Origin of the sequence: Aquidulcibacter sp. (assembly GCF_020253525.1) — a bacterium.
In the GTDB taxonomy this organism is placed as follows: domain Bacteria; phylum Pseudomonadota; class Alphaproteobacteria; order Caulobacterales; family Aquidulcibacteraceae; genus Aquidulcibacter.
This window is the reverse complement of record NZ_JADCBK010000119.1, coordinates 1-9,446: the sequence shown is the minus strand read 5'-3', so window position 1 is coordinate 9,446 and position 9,446 is coordinate 1. Positions and strand designations below refer to the sequence as shown.

Below are 9,446 nucleotides of genomic sequence, written 5' to 3'. Positions count from 1 at the left end.
GACGCTGGGTCGCAATCTTATAGAGGGCCAAGGAAAAGGGTAATGTCTCGGTCACGCGTCAGCCTCGTCGGCGGGTGGTGCAGGCGGCGCAGGCTCGATCAATGGGCCGCCGACCAAGCGATCAGCCTCTTGCATGGCCTCGGTCAAGGCGACCTCTAAGGCCAGACGGGCGGCTTCCATATCGGCCTCGGTCGCTTTGGCCGGGATTTCGATGGCGGGGCGATAGACGATCACGCCGCGCGAAAACAAGGGCGGCAAATGAAAGCGGTCCCAACTCTTGGCATAGCCCCCACCCTTGACCGCAAAGGCAGAGGGTAACAACGGCACTTTGGCCATTTTCGCCACCCGAACCGCGCCAAGCTGGGCGCGCATGCGGGGTCCACGTGGCCCATCTGGCGTGATCCCGACGCACCCGCCTTTTGAGGCATGGCTGAGCATCTGACGAAACGCCTGCAATGCGCCTTTATCTTCGGTCTCGCCATCGGCTTTCTTTTTTGACGAGGACCCCCGCACCACCGTACGGCCCACAAGCTCTGCGGCGCGTGCCACAAACTGGCCGTCGGGCGACAGCGAGATCAGCATCAACATCTTTTGAACATCGGTCGGCCAGATCGAATGCGCGCCCATGATGCGCGAATGCCAATAGCACCACACCACCCCTTTGCCGGACTTCCACACAGGCTCTGCATGTTCAAGGCCCACATAAGTCCAGCGCGTTGTGACCCGCACCAAAGCCATCCAAGCGGCCAAGAAGCCCGCAAAAAACCACTGAACGGGTGAGGAACGGAAGAAGGCGCGCGAGAGTTTTTTGCTCATAGTCCCGCTCCATAACGAGCGTTGCGGTCAAAGGCGAGTGCGCGGGCGCCACAGCTAAGGCTTGCATGGCAACGCGGGGCTGCCTAGATGCGATCCCAATAGCCGAAAAGACGCGCCCGTGCCCAAATTTGACCTCTCCACGCCTGAACGCCGCAAAGCCGCTGAACGCGACTATTGGTGGAATGACCACGCCTTTTTGCGCGCGCGCTTTCAAAACAAATATCAAATCAGCCCCCGCATGTGGCGCACCAATCAACCCAGCCCCAAGCAATTGGCGGAATGGAAAGACTTTGGCATCAAGACCATCGTCAACCTGCGTGGGGATACCGACGCAAGCTTCACCGTCTTGGAAAAAGAGGCCTGCGAGAAGCTGGGCCTCAACCTTGTGTTTCTGCACAGCGAGAGCCGTGGCGCGCCCTATGCGGAACGTTTGATCGAAGCCAAAAAAGCCTTTGAAACCATGGAATATCCTGCCCTGATGCATTGTAAATCGGGCGCAGACCGCGCGGGCACCATGAGCGTCTTTTATCTCTATCAGATCGAAGGCGTGCCCTTGGAAGAAGCGCGCAAGCAATTAAGCTTCAAATATCTCCACATTAGTGCAGCCAAAACCGGCATCCTCGACTTCTTCTGGGCCGAATGGGCCAAGATTGAAGCCACCGGCCGCATCGACTTCTGGACGTGGCTCACCACCGAATATGACCGCGACGACCTCAAAGCCCGCTATGAGCCCCAAGCGGCGTGGAGCTGGATTGTCGATAATATTTTGAAGCGGGAATAGCGCGCGGGGCTTGGCGCGGTTGGCGAAGGGGTATTGCAACCACCAAGATTGTCATCCCGGACGGCGAAGCCGATCCGGGACCTTGATCCGCAAAGTCCAATAATCAAAATGGTGTCATCCCGGACGGCGTAGCCGATCCGGGACCTTGATCCGCAAACCCACTGAGGTCCCCGCTCTCCGCTTCGCTTCGGCGGGGATGACATTGTTGGGGCTGGGTATTTAACCACAAACGCTGTCATCCCGGACGGCGCAGCCGATCCGGGACCTTGTGCCGCAAAGTCCTATGAGGTCCCCGCTCTGCGCTGCCGCTTCGGCGGGGAAGACAAGTTGGGTGTTTCCACCAAGCCGCCTCAAGCCCTCAACAAAATCCGGCAGATGGATTCAAGGCCTGCTTGGTCTTCTTCATCAAAGGCGGCGAGCTCTGTGGAATCCACGTCTAATACGGCGGCGAGAGCACCGGTTGCATCATAGACGGGCACGACGATCTCGCTATTAGAGCGGCTGTCGCAGGCGATATGACCCGGAAAGGCATGCACGTCCTTGACCAATTGGGTTTGGCCAGAGGCGGCAGCAGCCCCGCACACGCCCTTGCCAAAGGGAATGCGCAAGCAGCCGAGCGTGCCTTGATAGGGCCCCACCACAAGCTCTGTCGGCTTTAGGGGATCAACCACGTAAAAGCCCGTCCAGAAAAAGCGCGGGCCAAAGGCCTGCACCAGAAGGCTGACGGCGGTGGCATAACGGGCGGTGTGGCTCGTCTCCCCTGCCACGACAGAGGCAATCATCGCCTCCACCTCGCGGTAGCGGGCGGGCTTTTCGAGGGGCAAATCGTCAGGGGAAAAAGTTTCGGCCATAGCGGCTATCTATGGCCTGCCCGCCCCGATTGCCAGTGGCACGCGGTAAAAGTCTCAGTCGGCAAAGCGGTAGAGATAGCCAGTGACCTGCGACAGGGTTTCAAAGCCAAGGGCGCGCAAGATGGGCTCACTCGTCGGCAAGGCTTCGGAAAACACCCACGGACAGCCCATGTCTGCTGCGGCCTGAAGACGGGCCTGCACCACGGGCCGATAAAAGCCACGACGGCGGAAATCAGGATGGCTCGCCCCGCCATAAAGGCCTGCAAAGTCACTACCCTCTGTCCGCGTCAGGCGGCCCATCGAGACGGGCTGGCCTTCATAAAGACCCAGCCAAAAGGGTTCACCGCCCAAGGCACGTGCGAGAAGGTCTTCAGGGCTCTTATCCCAATTATTTCCAAAGGCTTGCAGCGCTAAGTTAAAGCAATGGGCGGCCTGTTCCAGCGTGTGGATTTGGACGACTTCAAGGCCCGCAACTGTGGCAGGCGGACCTAAGTCAGAGGCGCGAATGAGGATGGTTTCTGTCGGCTGACGCGCAAAGCCTGCTGCCATCAGGGCCGCAGCAAAACCGTCTGGCGCATCGTGTGAGTAAAGCTTCCACTCAAGATCTTCAGCCCCTGCCGCACGGGCCACGTCAAGCTCTGCCGCAATCACGTCTTGAACCTCAGATGCGGCGATATCCTGCCAGATGATCTGGCCATGATCGCGGGTCACAAAGGGGGTTTGCGTCCAAGACTTAGGTAGGTTGGCCCTATCGGGCCGGCGTCTTTGGCTGGCATCAAAGGCCGCACGCAAGTCTTCGACTGTCATCGGCCCAAAGCAGCTAAGCGCCCAAACTGGGTTGCCAAGACCCCATCAATCGGGGCCGCTAAGCCATCGAGCTTTGACTCTGGGCTGCCATTGACCAGATAGGTGACCTGTAGCTTTGTTTTGCCTGCTTGGGTTGCGGGTTTGAGGCTAAAGGTCATGGTCGCGTGTACCGCCATGCCCTGTAAGGGGCCAAAGCCGCCCTCGATCCGCAAAGCTTTGCCCGGCATGGCCATGAGGACACGGGCATGTTCTACCCCGCCATTGGCCCAAGTTTCGCACCAGCATCCGCCGGGTCGCACATCTAAGCTCAAGTTTTTGGCTTGGCCGGAATAGGTGTGGTCTGAGGACCACCAGTTCGAGATTTGGGTCAGATTTTGCCAAGCTTCGGCTGGTGTACCAGCAAGTTCCACTTCATAGGCCAAGGCGATCTGGCTGGGGCTTGCGGCTTGTACCGCAGCATTTGCTGGACTGGCCGAGATCAAGAGGGCCGTTGCAATCAGCCAACGCCCCCCTGCCCCCACGCTCATGCCGCTTTCTTCGCAGCTGGCTTGGTGGCTGCCGCCTCGGACGCCAACGTCTTGCCATACCAAGCTTCGCCTTCATCAAAGAAGTCGCGCATCACGGGCACAATGGTTTCGGCAAAGGAGACCAAGAACAAATGCCCACCGCCCTTCACGATGTGAAGCCGTGCATTGGGGGCAAGGCTCGCGATCCAACGGCCATTGATTTCCGGCACGATCTTGTCCTTATCGCCCATCATCACCAGCGTCTTGGCCTGCAAGAAGGGCAAGAACCACGCACTCGTCCAGCCCATCATACAGGTCAGCTGTTGCATATAGCCAATGGTTGAAGGCGGTAGCAGGCGCGAAGCATGGCCATCCGACCCGCTGGCGTCGCCACCATAGAGGGTGCGGAAATTGGCCAGCATATAATCCTTATCGACATAGCGACGGGGGCTGGCCATCTTCATCAAAACTTCGGGGTCACCGGGCACCATCAACATGCCCATGCTGGTCGCAGCTAACAAAAGACGGCCCGTGCGCTTGGGGTTCTGCCACGCAAATTGCTGGGCCATCGCCCCGCCCCACGACACCCCCATCACATCGACCACGTCAAAGCCGTAATGATCCAACAACTTGGCGGCAAAGGCGCAGATCATCCACGGGCGATAGGGCAAAATCGGATTGGGTGACTTGCCAACCCCTGGCATGTCAAAGGTGATGATATCGCGGTCAACAAACCAATCGGCCAAGGGGGCCATCAGCTCGATATTGGCCCCAATGCCATTGAAAAACAGGATCGGTCGCGGACGGTCCTTGCCTGCTTTGCCTTTAAGGTCCGTGCACCACACGGCAGCGCGGACGGTGCGCCCGCCGATGGTGACACGTTCGAACTGGGCCTTGCGGCCTGTCGTTTCGGTAGCTGAAGACACGTTAGACTATCCTTTTAGCGATCCCTGAGCTGGGCTTTTATGGTCGATCAAGATGGTTGCCAAACTCTTACGCTTGGAAGGGTCTGCCCGATACAGGCTTTTTAATCATTGAACGCGTAGCGGCCAGGCGCTGGATCGCCAGCGGGATGGTTCTTGCTGCCCACATCTGCCGGGGCGGCCTTCATTGGGCCAGAGCGCGCCTTCAGCCATTCGCCCCACAAGGGCCACCACGAGCCTGGAACCTCTTTAGCCCCGGCCATCCAATCATCCGTCGTCGGCGGTGGCTTGCCCTCATTGCGGTAATATTTCGCCTTGGGATTGCCCGGTGGGTTCAACAGCGCCTGAATATGGCCGGAGTGGGAGAGAATGAATTCAATATTCTCTGACCCGACCAATTGGGTCGTGCGATAGCAGGCTTTCCACGGCGTGATGTGGTCGGTTACCCCAGCAATGACGAACAGATCATTTTTGACCTTGGTCAAATCGACAATATGGCCGGCAAATTCCACTTCGCCCGGTCTGGCGAAGGGCTGCTTGGGATACATGTCGAGATAATCTGAGTGCAATTTCGCCGGCAAATTGGTCGTGTCATTATTCCAGAACAAGACGTCAAATGGCGGAGGATCTTGGCCCATCAGATAATTATTGATGACATAATTCCAGATGAGGTCATTAGGCCGCATCCAGGCAAACATCCGGCCCAAGGAATCGCCTTCCAAAATACCCTTTTTGGCAGAGCGCTGGCGGGCAAGCTCAATCCCATGCTCGGACACCAAGGCCCCCACTTCGGAATCTTCCTTTTGCGGGTCGAGCACATTGACCATCAAGCTCACCGCATTAACGCGAGTATCGCCAAGGCTTGCCAGTTTGGATAAGAAGGTTGCCGTGGTGATCCCGCCCGAACAGGCACCCGACACATTGAGCTTCTTGGCCTTAGTGATCTCTAAGATCACATCGCTCGCCTTAATCAGCTCATCTACATATTCGGCCAAGCCCCAGTCGCGATGCTCCACCCGTGGATTGCGCCACGAGACGAGGAATGTCGTCAGGCCCAAAGAGCCCAAGAAGCGCACAATGCTTTTGTCGGGCGAGAGGTCGTTCACATAGGCCTTGTTGATCTGTGGCGGGATGATCAGGAAGGGAATTGCATGGACCTGTTCGGTTGATGGCGCATATTGGATCAGCTCCATCATCTCGGTCTTATAGACAACCGCGCCCTTAGAGGTCGCCAAGTTTTCGCCCACTTTGAACGGGCGCTTATCGACTTGGCTGACTTGGCCGCCATTTTCCGTGAGGTCGCGATAGGCATTTTGCAGGCCCTTAATCAGGCTCATGCCGCCGCTTTCATACGCGCGCTTGATCGCAGCAGGATTGCCGATCAGCGTATTGGTGGGCGAGATTGAGTCGATAATCATTTGCGACACAAAACTCGCGCGGGCCTTTTCCATCTCATCGAGATCAAGATCAGCCAACCAGGTGCCGACATTTTTCTGCACGGCCAGATAATATTGCATCCCCATGCGATAGATGGGGTTATATTTGAAGGTAATGTCCATGAAGCGCTTGTCTTTGGCATCGGGTGCCAGATCGCTCTCATTCTTCAAAATCTTGACGACATCATCGCCCAAGGCTTTCAGATGCTTGGTCGTGGTGGCAGGCTTGGCGGTTACTTCCCGCATCATCAGGGCAACAGCCCCCATCAGGTCTTCGCGGGCCAGGCCCATCATGGCCGTCAGGGCCACGGTATTTTGTGCGGCTTCGTCACCAAGATTGATTTTCTGCTTCGACATTCAGACCTCCCCGCCCCGATGATTCATTGCTCGACCCTCGCAGGCATTGTCAGACGCGAGGTTATGACGGCAATTGCTAATCGTGAAGTTGTTTGTGCTGTGATATGCGCGATTGGTTACGGATTTTCGTCGTTTGCCTGCTTCTGACTGCTTTAGGATGCCGAAATATGAGTGGAACCAGCCCGACCAAGGACAAAATCCTCGCAAAATCGCGTGAGCTGTTCAACAGCGAAGGCTTTGGGGCCTTGGCCGCTGTCGATATTGCCAACCATCTTTCGATGTCGCCGGGCCATCTTTACTACCATTTCAAGGGCAAGGCTGAAATTGCCGCTGCCCTTTTGGCCGCCCATATTGGCGAGTTGGAGGCGATCAAGGGGGCTGCGCTCGAAAAATGTTCGGGCGAGGATGCCACGATTGAGACGGCGTGGACCTGGGTCCATATTTTGGTGGAAGAGGCATGGGATGCCCGCTTTGCCTACCGCGAACCCCTATCGGTTGTCCGCGCCGATGCCCGCTTGGCCAACCAGATCCGCCATATGTTTGCCGTCCAGCATGATGCAGCCTACGGCCTACTCCACGCGCTGCGCGCCTCTCAAGCCATTGTGGCAACCGATGAGGCGTTTGATGGCCTCGTCAATCAGCTTGCCTTGGGCCTAGCCTTCCAATTGGTTCGGATGGAATTTGATGCCCCAGTTACAGAAACGCCGCGCGCGCTGATTGCACGCGCGGCGGCTCTGATCATGTTGCCAATCACGGGCTTTATCCGCCCGGATCAGCCCGCAGCTTAGGCAGCTTCGGTTTCGGTCTTCTTAGAAGCCTTAGGTGCAGCCTTAGCACCCTTCAAAGCTTCCACTTCAGCGGTCAAAGCTTCGATCTTGGCGGTCAAGGTTTCGATTTGGGTGCCCAAAGCGAAGATGTTGATCGGTGCTACTTTGTCCATGAAGGGCGAAACCTTCTCAACAACGGTCTTGCGAACGGCTTCAAAACGCTCTTCCAACTCATGGATGCGGGTTTCCGAAGCGGTTTTGACTTGTGCCGTTGTCTTTTCGACATATTCGGTCACTTTGCCAGCGGCTTCGTTCTTGGAGATGCTGGCGCGAACCAGATCTTCAACTTGCTCACCCTTTTCAACCAATTGGTCGAACATTTCGTTCGCTGCACCGGTTACTTTTTCAACGCGGCCAGCGGCTTCTTGATACACGCGGCCATAAGCGCCAACGCCTGCCAACCAGATCTTGCGGGCGATTTCGAGGCCCTCTTTACGAGCGGTCTCAACAGTTTCGGTGACTTTGTTTACGTCGGTCATTTTTCTCTCCTTCACCGGGCTGCGTGGGGGGGAGGAGCAGCCCTTTGGTGTTCGATGGCTAGGATATAGCGAGGGCTTTTAGAAAGCGCATACTAAATGCTGCAACGCAGCATTTTGGGGGATTGGTGTGCCCTGCCCCGGCAAAAGTTTGTTATCCCCGACGGCGCAGCCGATCCGGGATCTCCTTCCACAAAGTCCCCTGAGGTCCCCGCTCTCCACGTCGTTCTGGCCGCGATGACATCGTGGGGCGGGGTTATCCAGAAGCGCTCCCTCCGACGCACGACGGAAGACCCAAGAGACTTTGGGAAACCGTCCTCCCCTGTGTGGGGTGATTAGATGAAGCTTTTCCCTTTCTAGGCACAAAAGCTGCGACGGCTGAACCCTGTGTCTACTTCTGGGACAAAGTATAGTTTTGTCTTGACCCTATTGATGAGTGAGTATTGCCGATGTTTTTTGGAAAAAGACCGCCCCGCAAAGCACCTGATCCCCTTGTTTTGGCACGGCAGGCAGAACCATTTATCGATCGGGAAGTTCAGCAGGCTGTGATTGCAGGCCCATCGGCTGTTCGCTTGGTACGGGAATTTTCCAATCCATCAAACAATTTGAGCCTTGCCTATCGCGCGGCTCAGCCAGAAGCAAAAAAGGTCACGGCCTTCACCTTGATCTGCGGGTTCCTTGCGCTCAACCTCGTTGCAACCATCGCCCATCACTGGGTTATGAATGATCCTTGGAATCCGCCCGAGGCCGTTTTGGCCCTGCAAAAGATCGGTGACTTCGGCTTAAGCGCGCGTAACGCGCCAGACGGCAAACTAAGCAATTTAGAAACCCAGACGCGGACTTATTGTGGTAACCGAACGAAAGTACAGTTTAGCACGCCACGTACCATGATTGGTGAACCACCAACCAAGGAAGAACCTGTTGTTATCTTCAGCGGCTTTGGTGGGGACGACGCCGCGAGCAAGGCCTATACCCTGTGCCTGATCAAACAAAACGTCGACCGCTTCTGCGATGGTGACAGCGTGAAACATACCGCCGAAACCCTGCAGGGCTATTTCTGGTCGCTGGATCCGATGAATGGCTTCGAAAATTCCCCCACTTTCGCCATCATGCAATATGGTCAGGCGTTGAACCCCGACAGCGGGTTCAACAAAGTGAAAAAAGAAATCGGCTTCGCAGGAGCAGAGCCAAGCTTTCCTAAAGCCAAAGCTGATCCTGAAATTGTCGCACAGGTGAGAAACCTGATGGAACAAGGCTATCTGCGCAAATCCGACCTGTTTTTCGACCTGCGCGGCGCGCCAACAGGTGCCAAAGGCCTGTTTAATGATGTCGTGGAAGCCAAGACATCGCCATGTAAGAAAGCCGACTAAGCTGTTGGGTGGGCCTTTTTTGTTGGCCCAGAGACCAATAGCCATGTCATCCCCGATGGCGTAAGCCGATCCGGGATCTTGTTCCTCAGAGTTCCTTAAGGTTGTCGTCCCGGACGGCGTAAGCCGAGCCGGGATCTCCTGCCGCAAAGTCCCTGAAGGCAGTCATCCCGGACGGCGTACGCCGATCCGGGATCTTGTGCCGCAAACTCGCTGAGGTCCCCGCTCTTCGCTACGCTTCGGCGGGGATGACATTGTTGGGGGGAACGCCCCTCTCCCAGTGGGAGAGGGGAGCGCAT

General features: G+C 56.7%; 10 protein-coding genes. 3 read left to right on the top strand and 7 right to left on the bottom strand.

The window, feature by feature from the left end; genetic code table 11:
* Positions 1 to 51: 51 nt before the first annotated feature.
* Complete coding sequence (locus IOB61_RS13365; RefSeq protein ID WP_290817633.1) at positions 52 to 816, bottom strand: lysophospholipid acyltransferase family protein; 765 nt, start codon at positions 814 to 816, stop codon at positions 52 to 54.
* Positions 817 to 934: 118 nt separating this feature from the next.
* Here IOB61_RS13365 and IOB61_RS13360 point away from each other — a divergent pair, with 118 nt between their 5' ends.
* Positions 935 to 1,597 (top strand): sulfur transferase domain-containing protein, encoded by a 663-nt coding sequence (locus IOB61_RS13360; RefSeq protein ID WP_290817630.1) that lies wholly within the window; start codon positions 935 to 937, stop codon positions 1,595 to 1,597.
* 350 nt (positions 1,598 to 1,947) lie between these two features.
* Here the strand turns inward: IOB61_RS13360 and IOB61_RS13355 are convergent, their stop codons facing one another.
* The 5 genes from IOB61_RS13355 to IOB61_RS13335 all read right to left on the bottom strand — a co-directional run bounded on the left by IOB61_RS13355 (position 1,948) and on the right by IOB61_RS13335 (position 6,477).
* Positions 1,948 to 2,448 carry a GAF domain-containing protein gene (locus tag IOB61_RS13355; protein ID WP_290817627.1) on the bottom strand — a complete coding sequence of 167 codons (501 nt, stop codon included), beginning with the start codon at positions 2,446 to 2,448 and terminating at the stop codon, positions 1,948 to 1,950.
* A 54-nt stretch (positions 2,449 to 2,502) separates the two neighbouring features.
* Entirely contained in the window at positions 2,503 to 3,255 is a 753-nt protein-coding gene (locus IOB61_RS13350) for a GNAT family N-acetyltransferase (protein ID WP_290817624.1), read from the bottom strand.
* Complete coding sequence (locus IOB61_RS13345) at positions 3,252 to 3,782, bottom strand: ATPase (protein WP_290817621.1); 531 nt, start codon at positions 3,780 to 3,782, stop codon at positions 3,252 to 3,254. Before IOB61_RS13345 ends, IOB61_RS13350 begins: the two co-directional genes overlap by 4 nt.
* On the bottom strand, positions 3,779 to 4,687 hold the full coding sequence (locus tag IOB61_RS13340; protein ID WP_290817618.1) for an alpha/beta fold hydrolase: 909 nt from the start codon (positions 4,685 to 4,687) through the stop codon (positions 3,779 to 3,781). Before IOB61_RS13340 ends, IOB61_RS13345 begins: the two co-directional genes overlap by 4 nt.
* Positions 4,688 to 4,788: 101 nt before the next feature.
* On the bottom strand, positions 4,789 to 6,477 hold the full coding sequence (locus IOB61_RS13335; RefSeq protein ID WP_290817615.1) for an alpha/beta fold hydrolase: 1,689 nt from the start codon (positions 6,475 to 6,477) through the stop codon (positions 4,789 to 4,791).
* A gap of 167 nt (positions 6,478 to 6,644) precedes the next feature.
* On the opposite strand from IOB61_RS13335, the gene IOB61_RS13330 reads away from it, so the two are divergent.
* On the top strand, positions 6,645 to 7,265 hold the full coding sequence (locus IOB61_RS13330; RefSeq protein WP_290817612.1) for a TetR/AcrR family transcriptional regulator: 621 nt from the start codon (positions 6,645 to 6,647) through the stop codon (positions 7,263 to 7,265).
* Here the strand turns inward: IOB61_RS13330 and IOB61_RS13325 are convergent.
* The gene (locus IOB61_RS13325) at positions 7,262 to 7,783 is read right to left on the bottom strand and encodes a phasin family protein (RefSeq protein WP_290817609.1); all 522 of its coding nucleotides are present in this window, start codon (positions 7,781 to 7,783) and stop codon (positions 7,262 to 7,264) included. The genes IOB61_RS13330 and IOB61_RS13325 overlap by 4 nt on opposite strands.
* A 446-nt stretch (positions 7,784 to 8,229) precedes the next feature.
* On the opposite strand from IOB61_RS13325, the gene IOB61_RS13320 reads away from it, so the two are divergent.
* The gene (locus tag IOB61_RS13320) at positions 8,230 to 9,150 is read left to right on the top strand and encodes a hypothetical protein (protein WP_290817606.1); all 921 of its coding nucleotides are present in this window, start codon (positions 8,230 to 8,232) and stop codon (positions 9,148 to 9,150) included.
* The last annotated feature ends 296 nt before the right edge of the window (positions 9,151 to 9,446 follow it).